The sequence below is a fragment of the Vibrio sp. 1F255 genome, from assembly GCF_041439145.1.
Taxonomy (GTDB): Bacteria; Pseudomonadota; Gammaproteobacteria; order Enterobacterales; family Vibrionaceae; genus Vibrio; species Vibrio crassostreae_C.
Window position 1 is genome coordinate 25,385 of sequence record NZ_JBGONQ010000036.1, and the last position, 19,299, is coordinate 44,683.

At 45.9% G+C, this 19,299-nt stretch carries 14 protein-coding genes; 4 read left to right on the plus strand and 10 right to left on the minus strand.

Annotation, left to right across the window (positions count from 1 at the left end; genetic code table 11):
• Positions 1 to 23: 23 nt before the first annotated feature.
• On the minus strand, positions 24 to 512 hold the full coding sequence (locus ACED41_RS18255) for an MgtC/SapB family protein (RefSeq protein ID WP_102270925.1): 489 nt from the start codon (positions 510 to 512) through the stop codon (positions 24 to 26).
• 203 nt (positions 513 to 715) lie between these two features.
• Positions 716 to 1,738: an EF-P beta-lysylation protein EpmB gene (gene epmB / locus ACED41_RS18260; protein WP_104216255.1), complete on the minus strand. Its 1,023-nt coding sequence runs from the start codon at positions 1,736 to 1,738 to the stop codon at positions 716 to 718.
• A 33-nt stretch (positions 1,739 to 1,771) separates the two neighbouring features.
• Between epmB and efp the strand changes: the two genes are divergently transcribed.
• On the plus strand, positions 1,772 to 2,338 hold the full coding sequence (gene efp / locus ACED41_RS18265) for an elongation factor P (protein ID WP_017067165.1): 567 nt from the start codon (positions 1,772 to 1,774) through the stop codon (positions 2,336 to 2,338).
• Between the two features lie 416 nt (positions 2,339 to 2,754).
• A complete protein-coding gene (locus ACED41_RS18270) occupies positions 2,755 to 8,571 on the plus strand; it encodes a hypothetical protein (protein ID WP_371725426.1) in 5,817 nt (1,938 codons plus the stop codon).
• Between the two features lie 74 nt (positions 8,572 to 8,645).
• Here the strand turns inward: ACED41_RS18270 and frdD are convergent, their stop codons facing one another.
• From frdD to frdA, 4 genes are read right to left on the minus strand one after another with little or no spacing between them, the layout of a single operon-like run.
• Complete coding sequence (gene frdD / locus ACED41_RS18275) at positions 8,646 to 9,032, minus strand: fumarate reductase subunit FrdD (protein ID WP_017067166.1); 387 nt, start codon at positions 9,030 to 9,032, stop codon at positions 8,646 to 8,648.
• Between the two features lie 12 nt (positions 9,033 to 9,044).
• Positions 9,045 to 9,428 (minus strand): fumarate reductase subunit FrdC, encoded by a 384-nt coding sequence (gene frdC / locus ACED41_RS18280; protein WP_048607793.1) that lies wholly within the window; start codon positions 9,426 to 9,428, stop codon positions 9,045 to 9,047.
• Between the two features lies 1 nt (position 9,429).
• Positions 9,430 to 10,194 (minus strand): succinate dehydrogenase/fumarate reductase iron-sulfur subunit, encoded by a 765-nt coding sequence (locus tag ACED41_RS18285; protein ID WP_009847917.1) that lies wholly within the window; start codon positions 10,192 to 10,194, stop codon positions 9,430 to 9,432.
• On the minus strand, positions 10,194 to 12,035 hold the full coding sequence (frdA, locus tag ACED41_RS18290; protein WP_102332660.1) for a fumarate reductase (quinol) flavoprotein subunit: 1,842 nt from the start codon (positions 12,033 to 12,035) through the stop codon (positions 10,194 to 10,196). Before frdA ends, ACED41_RS18285 begins: the two co-directional genes overlap by 1 nt.
• Before the next feature lie 450 nt (positions 12,036 to 12,485).
• Between frdA and epmA the strand changes: the two genes are divergently transcribed.
• Entirely contained in the window at positions 12,486 to 13,457 is a 972-nt protein-coding gene (gene epmA / locus ACED41_RS18295; protein WP_371725427.1) for an elongation factor P--(R)-beta-lysine ligase, read from the plus strand.
• A gap of 85 nt (positions 13,458 to 13,542) precedes the next feature.
• Here the strand turns inward: epmA and ACED41_RS18300 are convergent, their stop codons facing one another.
• The 4 genes from ACED41_RS18300 to rsgA all read right to left on the minus strand — a co-directional run bounded on the left by ACED41_RS18300 (position 13,543) and on the right by rsgA (position 18,369).
• Positions 13,543 to 14,430, minus strand: a complete 888-nt coding sequence (locus ACED41_RS18300) for a DMT family transporter (protein WP_371725429.1) — start codon at positions 14,428 to 14,430, stop codon at positions 13,543 to 13,545.
• 113 nt (positions 14,431 to 14,543) lie between these two features.
• Entirely contained in the window at positions 14,544 to 15,959 is a 1,416-nt protein-coding gene (locus tag ACED41_RS18305; protein WP_017061303.1) for a DASS family sodium-coupled anion symporter, read from the minus strand.
• Between the two features lie 308 nt (positions 15,960 to 16,267).
• Positions 16,268 to 17,188 (minus strand): archaetidylserine decarboxylase, encoded by a 921-nt coding sequence (gene asd / locus ACED41_RS18310; RefSeq protein WP_017063172.1) that lies wholly within the window; start codon positions 17,186 to 17,188, stop codon positions 16,268 to 16,270.
• A gap of 125 nt (positions 17,189 to 17,313) precedes the next feature.
• A complete protein-coding gene (gene rsgA / locus ACED41_RS18315; RefSeq protein ID WP_017061306.1) occupies positions 17,314 to 18,369 on the minus strand; it encodes a small ribosomal subunit biogenesis GTPase RsgA in 1,056 nt (351 codons plus the stop codon).
• 150 nt (positions 18,370 to 18,519) lie between these two features.
• On the opposite strand from rsgA, the gene orn reads away from it, so the two are divergent.
• The gene (orn, locus tag ACED41_RS18320) at positions 18,520 to 19,065 is read left to right on the plus strand and encodes an oligoribonuclease (protein ID WP_010434065.1); all 546 of its coding nucleotides are present in this window, start codon (positions 18,520 to 18,522) and stop codon (positions 19,063 to 19,065) included.
• The last annotated feature ends 234 nt before the right edge of the window (positions 19,066 to 19,299 follow it).

The window sequence follows — 19,299 nt, forward strand, 5'->3', positions numbered from 1 at the left end:
TTAATGTCTGTTTCAGGTTGAGGTTACTTCTTCACGCGGCCTTTTCTCATCCACTTCTGATGCACACCACGACGCAGGCTCTGGAAGCTGTTTTCCACTTTATCGACACCAAGCAGAATCACTAGCGCCATTAGCGTGATAATGACCGATTGGGAAAGATGCCCTAGTGCGATCATCATACCTAATGCTGCGAGTACCCAGATAATTGCGGCTGAAGTCACGCCATGAATCTTGCCATCCAGTGTCATCATTACACCAGCCCCAAGAAATCCAACACCCGTAATTATCTGACCAAGCACACGAGCTTGATCGAGTGTGTTGGGGGATAGGCTGATCGCCATGGTGAGGAAGAAATAGGTACCACTGATGATCAGAATCGACGTTCGGATTCCGACGGGTTTACCGCGTGTTTGCCTTTCGATTCCGATTAACGAACCACACAGCATGCATACTGCAAGACCTGCCCAGCTAAAGGGGGCAAGGTTGAGAGTTTGTTCTATAAATTGTGACATATCACCCCTCCTAAAAATTTAGAATAGAGCCGAGTATGCTAATAATAGACCGGACGATCGAACAAAAACTTTTTGTCTTAACGATTGATAAAGATTACTTAAAACCTAGCAGCCGCTTGTTGTTAAGGTGAAGGCTAGTGTCGTGGTCTCTGTCGCTTCTTGGTACTCAATACGATAAGAAGCGACCATTGCTCTAGATAGAGTTATTCAATATGTAGGTCGAGTGGTGTCTTACTAGTGCGGCCGCCAATTTCACGAGTTAACTTAGGTACGAGGTAGCCAGAAACCTCAGAGATTAATCCCTTAAAGTGACGCTTCGCCTCTTCATCTGAAATATAGAAGTGCGCTGCGCCCTGAACCTTATCAAGTACATGCATATAGTAAGGTAAAATACCGGCGTCGAATAGCTTTTCGCTTAATTCTTTCAATGAGTTAGCGCTGTTGTTTACGCCTTTAAGCATCACGCCTTGGTTGAGCAGAGTAGCACCACTTAACTTAAGCTTGTGGAAAGCTTGTTTGAGCTCTAAGTTAATTTCGTTGGCATGGTTAATATGACTCACCATCACCACATTAAGGCGAGTTTGAGCTAACAATTGGCATAGTTCATCCGTTACTCGAGCGGGAATCACAACCGGTAATCGGCTATGAATTCGAACTGTTTTCACATGTGGAATTTGTGCGATAGCATGAATTAGCCACTCTAGTTCGCTATCTTTTGCCATCAGTGGATCACCACCCGACAAGATAACTTCGTTGATCTCTGGGTGAGCCGCCACATAGTCGAGACTGGTTTGCCAAACCGACTTCGAGCCCTTGTTATCTTGATAAGGGAAGTGACGACGGAAGCAGTAGCGGCAGTTAATCGCACAACCGCCTTTCACAATCATCAGTGCACGGTTCTTGTATTTGTGCAGTAGCCCAGGAATGGCGTTGTCTTGCTCTTCCAGTGGATCAGCGGAATAGCCTTGGTGTACCTCAAACTCTTCGCTTAGCGGTAAAATTTGTCGTAGCAATGGATCGTGTGGGTTGCCTTTTTCCATTCGTTCGACAAAGCTAAGAGGTACCCGAAGTGCAAATAACTCACGAGCAGCGAAGCCTGCTTGCCATGGTGTTGGGTCTATTTCCAATGCCTCAAGCAGTTTTGTCGGGTCAGAGATCGCATTCGATAGTTGTTTGAGCCAGTTTTGCTCAACAGATTCGACTTTTCGGGTTATGATATGCGGCATTGAAATTAACTCAAAGATGTGGAAGAGAAAATCATGGCGTCAGTAAGCACCAATGAATTCAAAGGCGGTTTAAAATTCATGATGGATAACGAGCCTTGCTCAATTATCGAAAATGAATACGTTAAGCCAGGTAAAGGCCAAGCGTTTAACCGTGTTAAACTTCGTAAACTGCTGTCAGGCAAAGTGTTAGAGAAAACATTTAAGTCAGGCGATACAGTAGAACTAGCGGACGTTGTAGACGTTGAACTAGGCTACCTATACAGCGATGGCGAATTCTACCACTTCATGAACAACGAAACATTCGAGCAAATCGCTGCTGATGCAAAAGCAGTAGGCGAGACTTCTAAATGGTTAGTTGAAAACGACGTATGTACTCTAACGTTGTGGAATGATAACCCTATCACAGTAACTCCACCAAACTTTGTTGAGATCGCAGTAACAGAAACCGATCCTGGCCTTAAAGGCGACACACAAGGTACTGGCGGTAAGCCTGCAACTCTAGCAACAGGCGCGGTAGTTCGCGTACCTCTATTCATCGCTATCGGTGAAGTTGTTAAAGTTGATACTCGTACTGGCGAATACGTTGGTCGTGTGAAGTAATTGACTTCAAGTATCTGAAAAAGGTCGCTTAGGCGGCCTTTTTTGTATCTGGAGATCGGGGAAAAGCAGAAGAGCAGACACGCGTAAACGAGATTCGGGATACGAAGAGCTTGAAAATCAAGAGTGAGTAAGCCAGATGCGATTCATAATGGTTACAAGGCTACATTATGTGACCAGTGTCATATTTTGGTTGTATTCTGGATGAAAATCAAAAATTTTATCTAACTTATAGATTTACAAGGTGTTGTTGGCGTTTATATATCGCAACAAAAATCTCTCAATTCAATATGTGACTGTTTGGCATTGATTTTGTGAATGTGTATGAAGGGAAGGGAATCTGATTACAATATTGTTAGAATGAGTAGAGTCTACTAGCTTTATACGCGATGTTATTAAGCAACTATGTGGATATTGATATGAGACTTAATGCAATTACGTTGGCTCTTGGTTTGGTTAGTATCGTCGGGCTTTCAGGATGTGATGACGATGATACAACCGTGTCAACCACGACTCCGAGTGAGACTCCCTCGACTCCCAACTCCCCATCTGAAACGACTAAATACAGTGTGACTGCCATTGATGGTTATTTACGTCATGCTCGAATTTGGTTAGACCTTAACGGCAACTATGTTTTAGACGACGGTGAGCCTAATGCTATTTCTGGTGAGGGTGGTGTTGCAGATTTAGACGTCACCGATGTCGACAACCCTGAACAGTACCCTGTCGTTGTGCAAGCGATCTCCGGGCAGACGATTGATGAAGATGAACCTGATGTTACGGTGTCTGACGACTATATTATGTCAGCCCCTCCAGGTGAAAAAGATGTCACCCCTTTGAGTACGCTAGTTCACGTATTGATCGAGCAAAACACTACAGATTCTGACGATGCTGCTGCGGTTGAAGCAGCAAAGCAAGCTGCCATTCAGCAAGTCGCTGATCAGCTAGGCTTAGATGAAGATGAAATCTTAGGTGATTTTGTTGAGTCAGGTGTTGAGGCTGCCGCTTATGCCGCTGAAAACTTGGTTGATTCAAATGTTTTGCCTTCATCTCCTCAAGAGTTGCAAGAAGTTGCTGAAAGTGAAGATAAAGGGACTAAGTTTATCTCTGTGATTGCATCTGTGAATAATGAAATCAAAAAGAAAATTGAAGAAGTTGCAGGTGATAGCGATAAGACATTTGATAATGTTGGTGGTGCGACAGAGGGTGTCGATTTTTCTAATGACACAGATGATGACGGCGTCCCCAATGACTTAGATGACTTTCCGAATGATCCCGATGAAAGTCTGGACTCCGATGGTGATGAGATCGGTAATAATGCCGACCTAAATGATGATACGGTGGACGGAGAAGATGACATCTACCCTGATGCCAATGATGCGTTTCCAACGGATCGTTCTCGTGCTGGTGACCATGATTCGGATGGGGTAGACAGTATTGATGATGTCTTCCCACAAGATCCAACTGAGTGGGCTGATAATGACTCTGATGGCTATGGTGACAATCAAGATGTATTTGATAATGACCCAACCGAATGGGCAGATACGGACGGTGATGGTGTTGGTAATAATGCCGATAAATTCCCATCGGATCCCAACGAGTCCTTAGATACGGACGGTGATGGCGTTGGTAATAATGCCGATGAATTCCCAACCGATGCGACCGAATGGGCAGATACGGATGATGATGGCTTAGGCGATAACGAGGATGACCCGTATCCAAACGATACGGATAACGACAGCTACAACAATGATGTTGATGAATTCCCAACCGATGCGACCGAATGGGTCGATGTGGACGGTGATGGCGTTGGTAATAATGCCGATGTTCATCCAGAGGATGGAAATAAGTCAATTGCTGATGTTGTGGCCAATGTTAGTGCAACTGATGTAGCAATTTTCAACATAACAGATCGCGATATCATTACACTGGATATTGAGGTCGAAGAAATGGTTGAGACACTGAATAGCGGAGAGATTGTTACCACCATAACTACTCAATATATCACTGCTGATGACGTGGTATATGGCACGACACAAAGTGTCGATCACCTGTTAAATGATGACTTTACTCGTATCCAGACCTTTGCGTACGACTATAACCTCGATGGTACTGCACGTTACGAAGGCATGTCTCTTGAAATTGGTACTAGAACCGAAACAAGCGAGACGTATTGGCGCTATATCGATGAGGGTGATGCATCTCTTGAGGGCGGTTTCGGCGGTAATGGTCGTGTCTATGAACAAGGCGTAGCCTTAACATCTAGAGTTCACCCAAATGACTTATCTCAAATAGATACAATACATAGTGTATCAGTGGAATTTGAGGACGTCGCAGAGGGCGTTCAAGCGGTCGAAACGTTAACCGAATACACGGTAAATGGCTTTGATATCGACGATGTTCAAACCCATCAAGCTCAATGGGCTCAGACTTTAACCACTGTAACGCAGGATTACGTGCAGAGTTTCGTGGAGTCTAAGCAGGACTGGGGTGCAGACGGTTACATCAATGTTGAACTTCGATTTAATAATATCCCTGATGGTAGCTATGTCTACGAATATTCGACACCAATATGGGCAAACCCACAAGATGGTGAATTCCATGAGTACGCAGACTTTAACTTTAATGATGGCAAATGGGACGATCTCACCTCGTACTGGAACTATTACCGCAAAGAGGTGCTAATCAATGGTGATGTTCTTGAAAGTGGAGAGCGTTCGGTTCTAAACGAGGAAACGAACACACTACTCATTGTCGATAGTGATCCAATCAATACCTTGTTCCAAGAATGGAATGCCGTGTCTCGTTCTGTCAGTGATGTGGAAAAAAATAAACACATAGAGTGGCAGCACTACCCATTAGCGGATTATTCATTTACGACTGACACTGATAATGTCGGACAGGCCTATCGCGTTTACCAGAAACAATCTAATGGCCTTTGGGTTGCTACCTCATTTGATGAGTGGGGAACACAAGCGGTTGTTGATCTACCACAACAGGTAGAGGATGCCCGTGTTGCTGGCACAGAGTTGGAGCTTATTGATGACCAAATCATTCCAGGCCTGAGCCGATACGCTACGCTGTTACCTACAAGCAGCTTCCAATACGATGACAATGGGCCAATTCAATGGCACGTTGTAACGCAAGACTACCTATTGACTTATACGGGTATTCCAACACTGGTTACATTGAACCTTGGTGATAGTGGTGTGGTTCCTGGTTCGTTCACCGGAGTGAATGACGTTGATATGGTGCTTATGGTCCCGGATGTTGAGAATCCTTGGCCTTGGCACAATGCTTACTATCGCAGGGGCATAGACACTTGGAGCATGGACCTAACGGAGGAAGCGTTTAGTTGGCATAACAGTCTAGGAGTGTTCTTCTTAGACGAGACAGCTGCGCAAGATTATCTTGCAGAGTTTTTAAATCAAGATAGCGACGACGATGGCTTTAAAGACTACGAGGATGCTTTCCCTAATGATCCAAATGAATGGGATGATAGTGATGGTGACTATGTTGGCGACAATAGCGATGCCTTCCCTTATGACTCATTAGAGTGGGCGGATTCTGATAGTGATGGTTTAGGCGATAACCATGAGAATGCAACCGAAGGTTTAGATCCGAATAATGCTGATTCAGATGAAGACGGCGTTTATGACGGTGAAGACCTTTATCCAACCGACCCAAATAAGTGGACTATTACCGCCCAAGAGTTTGCGGAGCAAGAGGGGACTCTTTACGGATTCTTCAGCGATTGGAGCGAACTATCGTTCGTAGATATTCTGTTTAAAGAAACCTTGAGTTATGGCGGTGATACGTTAACCCTTACGGAACTCATACAGTACCGTGGTGATCAATCCTTTATCCAGCTACCACTTGAAGCTGAGGGGGACGTACAGCTCACTGAAAACGGCTGGCAAACTCCGGTAGGTTATACGATAGACTTCTCTGGAGAGCAACTTATTGCCTATCCAGAAGACAATTCCAGTTTCTATTATTCAGTAGAATCAGAAGTGGTAAACCTATCGGGTATGGCATTGTATGAAGTCTACTTTGAGTGGTTCGACTTCATGGAAGAGGCGAGGTTCGCTGAAGGCTCACAAGCGGTAATGTTTACCTTCTCTCCAGCCGTAAACCAGTACTTCCTATGGGAGGGTGGTAGTCCGTACGTGAGGTTCTCTGACGTCGGTTATGATACGGATGGTAGCTCTATTACAAGTCTGGACGACATTATTGTGTCGCAGTCGGCCGGTGAGTCGGTTTCCACAGATCTTACTACCTCTGTTGGCCTCTATCTAGACTTTGATATCGAGTTAGTGAGTGATGGCACGGCGCATTATTACTTCTTTGATTGGGACGCAGGAACGGCAAGTCGCGTCGCTACTGCGGATTACTTACGTTACACATTACACGGTGAAGATATCGTCGAATTTACCGTACCAGTTGAGGCTATGCCCTACATGGGAGAGGGGGATACGCCTACCATGATCTTTAGCATGTACAATGGTGAACTTACGGTAGGTGAGATTGAGGCGCCAAGTGCTGAACCGTCGGACGATACTATGTACGCTTTCAATGGTATTGCCGCACAGTCTATAGAAGATGGTGTAGTGTTGAGCGATTACCTATTTACCTGCTACTTGGGTGATAGCGATGATCAGTCAAGCCCAATCATGGCTGACTATGAGCTTGCGATTACGGATTGTGGCGGTCGAACTCACATTACCAGCGAAATGGTCGAGGGTCTAAACTTCCAACGCGTTAAAGGCAATGGAAATACTCGTGACTACTTGTTCAATGCTGATGGCACAGTGCATGTATTGAAGGGAGAGGGCGGTAACTATACTGACGATTGGGTCATAGAAGATGGCTTGGTTAAGATCAGCTATTCTGATGAATCGGAGAGCTTCACGACTTACTGGGCACTGTTAGATTCGTTGGATGATACGTGGTCAATCAAGTTCTATGAGAACGAAGTTGTGGACGGTCAATCAAGTAGCTATATCTGGATGGATACTATTATTCAACAAGATCGTCCGATTGTGCTTGAAGAGTGCTACATCGGTGATGCAGAACCTGTTGAGGGGCAACCTATCCCGAGTATGAGTGACTACGAAACGGCGATCACGGATTGTGGCGGTCGAACTCACATTACCAGTGAGATGGTCGAGGGTCTAAACTTCCAACGCGTTAAAGGCAATGGAGATACTCGTGATTACTTGTTCAATGCTGATGGTACTGTACATGTATTGAAGAGTGAGGGTGGTGACTATATCGATGACTGGGCCATAGAAGATGGCTTTATTAAGGTTAGCTATTCTGATGAATCGGAGAGCTTCACGACTTACTGGGCGTTATTAGAGTCAATGGAGCAAACTTGGTCAATTAAGTTCTTCGAGGAAGAAACGTTAGGCGGTGTGACTGAAAGTTGGATATGGGCAGATACCGTGGTGCAACAAGATAGAAACGCTCTGCAGTTTGACCCGACTAACTTGGTATTGATGGAGTATGATGGTAACACCCTCTTTTTCCATGATAACGGCAGTATGAGCTATATCGGCAATGATGGCACTGAGACCTATGGGAACAGTTGGATGAAAACTTCAGCTAATACCATGGTGGTAACTTATGAAGATACCTCAACCGAGCAATGGGTACTTGTATCACAAACTGATGACGAATTAAGTATCTCTAGGGATGGTTCCGAGGAGGTGCTTACAAATGTTACCTACGAGGGAACAGTAACGGTCTGTGAGGATGGTGATTCACCGTGGGATGATTTTACGGACCAACCCTCTGACTTTGGCACTCGTTCGGACTATGACAGCGCAGTCGCCAACTGTACCGTTGGTGGTGCTCAGTTTATAGAGTCTGATTTCACAGGTAATGGCAGTGAAAGTTCTCGTTGGGAGCTCATCGATCTTTGGGAGATAAATGGCACCGTCATGGCTGTAGTTGAAGAAGAGGTTGTGTTCCATAGTAACGGTACTGGCTACTTTGACGATGATGAGGGATTGTTCGGGTTCGATTGGGTGATTTTGAATGGTGAGGTGACCTTAACCATAACCGAAGAGGAATTTATAGGAGCCAAAGACACCTGGAATAAGGTTGATCAAGATGGAGAGTATATTACGACTAAATCCTTCTGGAGCGATCCAACCTGGAGCAACCCTGCGCCGGCAGAGGGAGAAGCTGAGATATTCTCGGGTGTGATGCGATTTGTGGGGTTTGAATAGCCGTAACGCATAGACTTATCATCTAGCATAGAATAAACGCCTAGGGTCAAACCTAGGCGTTTTCTATTTAACTCTTAAATCATAAAGATGAAAATAACAGACAATGCGCTGATTAGGCCTGCAACGAAGTAGCAGCCAACTTTACCCGCAACACCGACATGGAACTTAAGGTCGTGCATGCCGTGGTGAAGACGGTGCATTGCGTGCCACATTGGCAGTGCTAGCGTACCGATGATGAATAGCGCACCGATAATGCTGGTGGCGAATTCAGACACACGCTCGTAGCTCATTGCGTCAGCATCAATGATGCCCATTGGCACTAAGATACCTAACACTAGAATCGTGATTGGTGTGATCATCGCGAACCAAGTACCACCAGCGCCGAATAGACCCCACCAGATTGGCTCATCAGAGCGTTGTGGGTTGTGGTTAACAGGTTTTACTTTGTAATTTGTGTTCATAACGAAAGCTCCTTACACCACAACAAGAACGATTAAAGAAATAAAAGCCACCGCTGCCCACTGAGTCAGTACGATGATTCTTTTATCAACCAATTTGCCTTTAAGACGGATTGGCATTACTTGAGGCATCATGCTGAAGAAGGTTTGAGCGTGCAGCAAGCTGCCTAGCAGTGCCACGATGTTGATACCAACGACGATAGGGTTAGCCATAAAGCTCAACCAACCAGCCCAAGCTTCAGGCCCTTTCACTAGTGCACCCAAACCGAAGGTTAGGAACAGAGTGAATAAAATCAAAGGCAGTACAGTCGCTTCACGTAGCATGTAGAAGCGGTAGAACGGATGGTTGCTCCACCACGTTCTCTTCATCTCACGAACATAAGGCTTACGATTGCTCATATTATGCCTCCTCTGCTGTTTTTACTTGCGATCCATCAGGCTTGAACATCGAGATAACGAAGTCCATTGAAGACTCAACTTTACCTTGGTTTACTGCAGCCGCTGGGTCTACTTTCTTCGGACAAACGTCAGAACAGTAACCTACAAACGTACAGCCCCAAGCGCCATTGTCGCCATTGATAAGCTTCATACGTTCGGCTTTACCATTGTCACGGCTATCTAGGTTGTAGCGGTGAGCAAGAGCAAGTGCCGCAGGGCCGATGAACTCAGGGTTTAGACCAAACTGAGGACATGCTGCGTAACACAAACCACAGTTGATGCAGCCAGCGAACTGCTTGTATTTCGCCATTTGCTCTGGAGTTTGGATGTTGGTGCCGTCTTCTGGCTTACGGTCGTTACCAATGATGTAAGGCTTGATCGCTTCAAGGCGCTCGATGAACGGCGTCATGTCGACAATCAAATCTTTTTCGATTGGGAAGTTAGCTAAAGGCTCAATCTTGAAGCCATTCGGGTAGTCACGTAAGAAGCTCTTACACGCCAGTTTTGGCACGCCATCAACCATGATGCCGCAAGAACCACAAATCGCCATACGACAAGACCAACGGTAAGACAGGTCTTTATCTAGGTTGTCTTTGATGTAACCGATCGCATCAAGTACTGACATGGTTTCATCAAACGGAACTTCAAAGGTTTGAAAGTGAGGTTCTGCATCGTGCTCAGGGTCATAACGCAGGATTTCAATTTTTTGGATTCGATTCGCTGACATTATGCTTGCTCCTCTTCGCTCTTCTTAGCATTCTCTTCTGCTGCTTTTTCAGCGGCAGCGGCTTTCTCTGCAGCTTCACCGTACAGACGAGCTTTAGGTTGAGATTTGGTGATCTTAACGCCGCTGTAGTCGATGGTTGGTGCTGCATCTTCGTTGTAGAAAGATAGAGAGTGTTTCAGGAAGTTCACGTCATCACGTTCTGTGCAGTTGTCGTCTAGACGTTGGTGTGCACCGCGAGACTCTTTACGAAGGATCGCTGAGTGAACCATCGCTTCTGCAACTTCAAGACCGTAACCCACTTCGATAGCGTAAAGTAGGTCAGTGTTGAATACTTTGCCTTTGTCTTTAATGCTGATCTTCTTGTAGCGAGCTTTCAGTTCAGTGAGTTTGTCGATGGTCTTTTGCATCAAGTCTTCTTGACGGTAGATACCACAACCCGCTTCCATGGTGTGACCCATTTCAGTACGGATATCAGCCCAGTTCTCGTCGCCTTCTTGAGCCAAGATGCCTGCGATGCGATCTTCAACCGCTTTCACTTGCTTAGCGATAGACTCTTCGTTCCAGCCTTTGAATTCAGCAGCGCGTTTCACTGCTTCTTCACCAGCAACGCGGCCAAATACCACGAACTCAGCCAGAGAGTTAGAACCTAGGCGGTTTGCACCGTGTAGGCCAACTGAAGCACATTCACCAACGGCGAATAGGCCTTTAATGCGAGTCTCACACGTGCCGTTAGTTTCAATACCACCCATGGTGTAGTGAACGGTTGGACGAATTGGGATTGGCTCTTTTGCTGGGTCTACGTTTACGTACGCTTTTGCAAGCTCACAGATGAACGGTAGACGCTCTTGCAGGTACTCTTCACCAAGGTGGCGAAGGTCAAGGTGTACGACATCACCAAGTGGGTGCTTGATGGTGTTGCCTTTTTGCTGCTCGTGCCAGAATGCTTGAGAAACTTTGTCACGAGGACCCAGTTCCATGTATTTGTTTTTCGGCTCGCCCACTGGAGTTTCAGGGCCCATGCCGTAATCTTGCAGGTAACGGTAGCCGTTCTTGTTGACGATGATACCGCCTTCACCACGACAACCTTCGGTCATCAAGATGCCAGTGCCCGGTAGGCCTGTTGGGTGGTATTGAACGAACTCCATATCACGCAGTGGTACACCGTGGCGATAAGCCATTGCCATACCGTCGCCAGTTACGATGCCGCCGTTGGTATTACAGTGGTAAACACGACCTGCGCCGCCGGTTGCTAGAACAACAGATTTTGCTTTGATGGTAACAAGCTCACCTTCAGACATGTGAATCGCGATTAGGCCTTGTACTTCGCCATCTTCAACGCCGCTCTGGTTTTCTACGAGAAGGTCCACCACAAAGTACTCATCAAATCGTTTGATTGTGTCGTACTTCATCGAAGTCTGGAACAGAGTATGAAGCATGTGGAAGCCGGTTTTATCCGCTGCGAACCACGTTCTCTCTACCTTCATACCGCCGAATCGGCGTACGTTTACTTCACCGTTTTCTTTACGACTCCATGGGCAGCCCCATTGTTCCATTTGGATCATTTCGCGAGTCGAGTTTTCAACAAAGTATTCAACAACATCCTGTTCACATAGCCAGTCGCCACCGCCAACAGTATCGTTGAAGTGGTTATCTAGGCTATCTTCGTCTTTAATTACCGCTGCTGAACCGCCTTCTGCTGCCACCGTGTGCGAACGCATTGGGTAAACTTTAGAAATCAGTGCTACTTCCAATTCAGGATTAGCTTCAGCTGCTGCAATTGCTGTACGAAGACCAGCGCCGCCTGCGCCGATGACTGCGATATCTGTGGTAATTGTCTTCACAGTTATTCTCCAGTGTGATGCGGAGTATTCCGCTTGTTATTATAAAAAGCATTTAGAGAGTACTTAAACGGCATCAACCGTTTATCACCCCTAAGCCTTAAGTGGTAGGTTCAGTGTAAGAGAGGAAGGTATTCGAAAAGTTGATGCATTTGGGTTTTTAGGTCGGTAGTGCATATGGAGGCATAGAAATTATAGGTTATGTGACTGCAATCACGGCAATGAATTGTTGATAACGATTAACCCACAAGACTTGTGTTAACGGCTTGTTGAGTATGATTTTTGTTATCAATGTGGATGTGAAAGCTGTATTGATAATTGTATTGTAGAACGTAATTTTCTGGCTTCATTAAAGCAACATTTTGCTTCCATCTATAGAAAGATAGAAGCTTACAAAAGAGGCGAAAGGTGGTAATTTCCGTCGCCTAGAATTCAGTAATATGGAACTTAATAATGCACTCAACATGGCAACCAGCCGCAACCATTAAGCAGTTAAAGCAACGTGCTGATATCCTTAATCAAATCCGTCAGTTCTTTGCTGAGCGAAACGTGATGGAAGTGGATACGCCTGCGATGAGCCACGCCACGGTGACGGACGTGCATTTGCATACTTTCAAAACTGAATTCGTAGGGCCGGGTTATGCGCACGGTCAGCCTCTATTCTTTATGACTAGCCCTGAGTTTCATATGAAACGTCTATTAGCGGCGGGCAGTGGCTGTATTTACCAAATTTGTAAGTCTTTCCGTAACGAAGAAAATGGCCGTTACCACAACCCTGAGTTCACCATGTTGGAGTGGTATCGCGTTGGCTTTGATCACCATGACCTGATGGATGAAATGGATTTGCTGTTACAGCAGGTACTTAAATCGGGCTCAGCAGAGCGAATGACTTACCAACAAGCCTTTATTGACGTGTTAGGTGTGTGTCCCCTGGAAGATTCGATGGCTACGCTAAAGCAAGCCGCAGCAAAACTTGGGCTCAGCGACATTGCAGATCCAGAACAAGACCGTGACACCTTGCTGCAGTTGCTGTTTAGTATTGGGGTGGAAGCGAAGATAGGGCAACAAGTGCCTGCGTTTGTTTATGACTTTCCGGCTTCACAAGCGGCATTGGCCAAGATTAACCCTGAGGATTCGCGAGTGGCGGATCGCTTTGAGGTGTATTTCAAAGGCATCGAGTTAGCAAACGGCTTCCATGAGCTAGATAAACCACAAGAGCAGCTCAAGCGCTTTGAAGATGACAATGCCAAACGTATTGAGATGGGCTTATCGCCTCAACCGATTGACCATCACTTGATTGAGGCATTAAAAGCGGGCTTACCAGACTGTGCGGGTGTTGCTTTAGGTATTGATCGTCTGATCATGCTGGCGTTAGGTTATGACCACATCGATGACGTGACGGCTTTTCCTTTCCCACGTTCTTAACTTTTTGCTTTTGTTTTTACTGAGAGTGAATAGTCATTAGCTATTCACTCTCAGTTTCCAATCAGCTGCCAATTAACTTCACTAGCTAGCTGACTAGAATACCAGTACCCACTACGGCAACAATGGCACCGATCCAAGCGTAGGCATTTGGTCTCTGTTTGGTGTACAGCCAAAGTATTGGTAACAACATGATTGGCGTGGTTGAAGATAACAGAGCGACCATGCCGACATTACCTTCCTGCAGCGCATACAAAATCAGCGTCATTCCCACCGCCATCGCTAAAAAACCGTTAACTGCGGTAATCGCAAATATTTGACCATTCATCGGGTTGATTGCGCGTGAGAGCTTGGCGCCCGTTAAGCGAAATGCGGAATGGGCAAAAAAGGCGGTGATCATTCGAATGGCAGAGGCAGCAATTGGGTCGATACTGGTTTGCATCACGGGTTTGGCGATGATGCCACCCAGTGCTTGGCAAATCGCAGCTGTGATTCCAAGAGCAACGCCAATCCACACGGTGCCCTTGATGGTTTCGAGTTGGTTGTTGGCTTGTCCTCTACGACCAAAGAATATCGCAGTTAATACACCACTAAATACCAATGCCGATCCAATCAGCTCAACCGAAGTCATACTTTCGCTAAACAGGAAGTAACCGAGAATCGCCGAGAACACGGCGTGACAAGAGAATAGCAAACCTGCTTGGCGCGGTCCCATTCGATTCAAACAGGCAAATAGAGCGGTATCACCAATGAAGATGCCAATTAGCCCAGATAGCATCATCGGCGTGACTAGGTCTGCTTCGACAGTTGACCAGCCACCAGTAAACCAAGCCATGCTCGATAAGATGATAGCGGTGCAACCCATGCGCCAACGGCTATAGGCGAAAGAACCTAAGTGTTGAGCAGGCTTTACTGACATCAGGCTCGCGATGGCCCAAAGAAAAGCGGCAGCAAGAGCCAGCCATTCGAATCCCATTGAAGTGTACGTCCGTGTCAAAATGTAGAAGTGGGGGATTCAATATGCACTAAACCTTCCAGATAGCAAAGACGTGATTACTATCTGGAAGGGCATTAGTAGGGATTAACGTGCTAGGTGATGATAAACAGGGCGAGGTAAACCATCAGCAAGCCCACAATACCTAAGATGATGCCCATCTTCGCCATGTCTTTGCTTTCGATAAGCCCGGTCGAGTAGGCCAGTGAGTTTGGTGGTGTCGATACGGGCAGAATCATGCCAAGTGACGCAGAGAAGGCGACCACAACCAGCAAGCCTTGCAGACCACCAATCGCAACTAGGCTTTCCATGGAAGCACCAATTGCAGCGGCTATCGGCATCAGCAAGTTGGCCGTCGCAGTGTTTGACATGAAGTTCGCCATTAACCAACACACGATAGACAATGTCAGTACCACAGCTGCAGGTGACAGCGATTCATAGTCAATTGCGTGTGCGAGTGCAGCGGCTAAGCCTGTTTTATCTAAGCCAATACCAATCGCAATACCACCTGCGACCAGCCACAACACATCCCAGTTAATCAGCTTGAGTTCTTCTTTGCCCATGATGCCAGTGAGCGTAAACACAGCCAGTGGAATGATAGACACGACATAGGTGTTCATGCCGTGCAGTTTGGTGGTCATCCACAATAAGATTGTCGCAGCGAAGGTGATGTAAACCACAATCGCTCGCCAGCTCTTTCTAAATTGTCCATCAAGCTTGAGCACCATGTTTCTTTCTTTAGAAGGGAAGAGTTTTTGTAGAAGAAACCAAGCGATGGTGAGTTGGATGATCACAAAGGGTAAGCCCATCATCATCCAGCTGAGGAAGTCGATGGTATTTTCACCCGTTAGGTATTGCAGCGCGATGGCATTGGGCGGTGTACCGATTGGGGTTGCGATACCGCCAGTATTGGCAGCAATGGGAATACACAACACGAGCGCTTTGATACCCATATCGCCTTTTGGTGCAGATGCCACGATAGGGCCGAGCAGCGCAAGCATCATTACCGTCGTTGCGGTATTTGACATGAACATTGAGAACACGGCGGTGATCAGCATTAAGCCGAGCATAATGAAGCGCGGCTCTGTACCAAATGGTTTGAGAAGCACTCGAGCTAGGTTGTTATCGAGTTCGTACTTGGATGCGGATATCGCAAGAGCAAAACCACCCATGAAAAGGATGATGATCGGTGACGAAAATGCACCGAAGATGTCGGTATATTTGATTAACTCACCGAGATCGTGCCCCGCTGGTGGATTTCTAAATAGGTGTAAACCTTTGTCAGATATCATCACCAGTTCAAGCGCAATGATCAAAATGGAAGTGGCGAATACCGGAACAGGTTCAAGCACCCACAGCAGGGCTGCTAATAAGAATATCGCCAACAGGCGGTGTTGAATCAGCGTGAGATCATCGATTGGTATTGAATCTATCGGCATGAATAACACGCCTAAGGGAATCGCAAAACAAATCAACAGCTTGACCAGAACGCCAACATTGAGTTTAGGCATGTACAAAGACCCTATAAATAAAATATCTTCAAATAGAGTAAGTTATCTGGATTTCTGGTACTTGGAGACGGGTTGGAAAATCAAAAAGTTGTTTAAGGTTTCGACAGTTGTTTTGTTTTTGGTCAATCTTTTATCTGGGCAATTAGAGACAAGAGTGAGAAGCAGCAGGTGGCTGGGCAGGGTTTGAAAGATTGAGTTGTTAGAGCTTGAGTAGCAAATGAATCGGTAGAGTTAAGAAAAAGGCGCGTTCTTCTCTGAAATAGAAAAAGTAACGCGCCTTGAAAGCTTAAATGAGTTAACTCAAATTGTTAAGCTTGGTCAGTGTTCTCAGCAGAATCGGTAACAACATCGTCATTTGCTTGCGCTTCTTTGCCAGCAATGTGCGCGAAAGGTGTACCAAGAACCGTTTTCTCGCCATTTTGCATAGTGTCGTCAAACTTGATCGCATCTTTAGCGAACAGGTTGATAACGGTTGAACCAAGCTTAAAGCGGCCCATCTCTTCGCCTTTCTTCAAGATGATTGCTTTGTCACCTTGTGCAGGGTAATCCCATTTGTAAACCGAGTTACCACGAGGTGGGGTGATGGTACCTGCCCATACTTGCTCGATGCTACCTACGATCGTTGCGCCAACCAGCACTTGTGCCATTGGGCCAAATTCCGTATCGAAGATACAAACGACACGCTCATTACGTGCGAATAGGTTTGGAACGTTTTCTGCCGTTAACGGGTTAACTGAGAAAAGGTCACCTGGAACGTAGATCATCTGGCGCAGTGTGCCGTCGCATGGCATGTGCACGCGGTGGTAATCACTTGGAGACAGGTAAAGCGTTGCGAATTCACCGTCTTTAAATTCATCCGCTAGCGCAGCATCACCACCCAATAGCTCGCGAGCTGAGTAGTTATGGCCTTTCGCTTGAATCAGTTGACCGTCAGTAATTGGGCCAAATTGGCTCACACGTGCATCTGCAGGGTGAACAATAACAGACTCACCTTCAGCGATAGGACGCATGCCTTCTTTCAATTCACGCACGAAGAATTCATTGAATGTTTTAAAGTGTTTTGGATCGCTATGCAGAGCTTCATCCATGTTCACTTTGTATTGCTTGATGAACCAGTTGATGATCGCTGTCGTTAAGCCGCCCGCTTTAGCAGACGCAAGTTTGCCGACTAGGCGAGTTAATCCATGTTGTGGAATCCAGTACTGCAATCCAACTTTAATCTTATCCATTGTATTAATTTTCCAATGCTAATTGTTTTTCAATTAAATCTGTCGATGACGGTTTAGGGCGCGAGATGTTACTTAAATTCGCGCCAATTGTCAGTAAATGCACACATTTGTTCACAAAAACGCGATTAGAGATCGGCTTTTTTGTTGCGTGAATACTGACGGTTATCTTTGTTACTCGCCATGCTTTCAATGATGCGGTGGTAGTTGTCGAAACGTAATCGACTGATCTTTCCGTTTTCTACCGCTTCGCGCAGGATGCAGCCTGGGTCATCAATGTGTTTACAGTCACGGAACTTACAACCGCCAAGGTAAGGCTTGAACTCGATAAAGGCTTCAGTGATTTCGTCGGCCTCTAGGTGCCATAGGCCGAATTCACGCACTCCTGGTGAATCAATCAGATCACCACCAGAAGGGAAGTGGTATAAACGAGCTGCCGTGGTTGTGTGCTGACCAAGACCTGAGTTCTCAGAGACTTCGCCTTCTTCAATGTCTAGCGTAGGCATTAATGCATTCACTAGGCTTGATTTACCCACACCCGATTGACCAACAAAGATGTTGATGCGGTCTTTGAGTTCAGCTTCCAGCTCTTTGATGCCGTAGCCAGACTCTTTACTCACGAACATCACTTTATAGCCGATCTTCTCGTACTCTTTAAGTGTTTCACGGTATTCAGCAATCTGCTCATCAGTCAGTAGATCGACCTTGTTCAGTACAACAAGCGGCGCGATGTTTACCGTTTCTGAAGCAATTAGGTAACGGTCGATAATATTAAGTGATAGCTCTGGTAGCACAGCCGATACGATAACCATTTGGTCGACGTTCGCAGCTACTGGCTTTAGGCCATCGTAGTAATCAGGGCGAGTCAGCATTGAAGTTCTCGGCTCAACCGCTTCCACAACGCCAGAAATACCGGCCATTGATTCTAAGCCTGCGCGCCAAGTCACTCGGTCACCAGAAACTAAAGTCTCGATACTACGGCGTAAGTTACAACGATGAACTTCGTTAGTTTCAAGATCTTCGATATCAGCATGTTGGCCAAAGCGCGTAATCACGAGTCCGCTTTTGGTTCCGCCAAGCATGTTCTCATCCCATTGGATAGAATCTTCTTTCTTGAGTCGCTTGTTCTGGTTGCTACGTACACGACGTACTTGACCTTTGGTTAACTTCTTTTTTTTAGCCACAATTTTTCACTTAACACATCTAACTTGATGATTGGGGACTCAAACAGGATGTTGCTGGTACCACGTGATTTCGATGGTCCTAAAGCTAGTTTGAGTATAGTTATTTGGGTATAGTACCTCTTTTACACATAAACAAATAGGCGACGCCTTATGTCCTTTAGCGATCAGAACCTTATTTGGGTTGATCTAGAGATGACAGGACTTGATCCTGAAACTCATAAAATCATTGAAATTGCTACTATCGTTACTGATAGTGAGCTTAACATCCTGGCTGAAGGACCTGTTTTGGCTATTCACCAACCTCAGAGTGAATTGGACAAGATGGACGAGTGGTGTACAACGACTCACACTGGCAGCGGCCTCGTGAAGCGAATTCAAGAAAGCACGGTTTCAGAGCAAGATGCCATCCAACAAACCATTGAGTTTCTTGAAAAATGGGTACCAAAAGGTAAGTCACCAATTTGTGGCAACAGCATTGGTCAAGACCGTCGTTTCCTATACAAGCACATGCCAGAGTTAGAAGAGTACTTCCACTACCGCTATGTTGACGTAAGCACTCTGAAAGAGCTGACTCGTCGTTGGAAACCTGAAGTGTTAGATGGTTTTTCTAAGTCGGGAAGTCACCTTGCGTTAGACGATATTCGAGAGTCGATCGCCGAGCTGCAGTACTACCGAAAAACGATTATTAACATCTAGTCGAATAAAATGATCACGTTTATCTAACTTTTCAGGGACATAAGAGCCGTTTTTTTTGCAAATCTGTGTGCTTTTACAGCAGTTGAGTAAAAAGTTTCGTAATTTTGCATTAAGGACTTGCATCACAAAAAAATGCTCTTATAATTCGCAGCCCTGAACGGAGAAAGACGTTTTCAGATTGCGATACTAGCTCAGTTGGTAGAGCGCAACCTTGCCAAGGTTGAGGTCATCGGT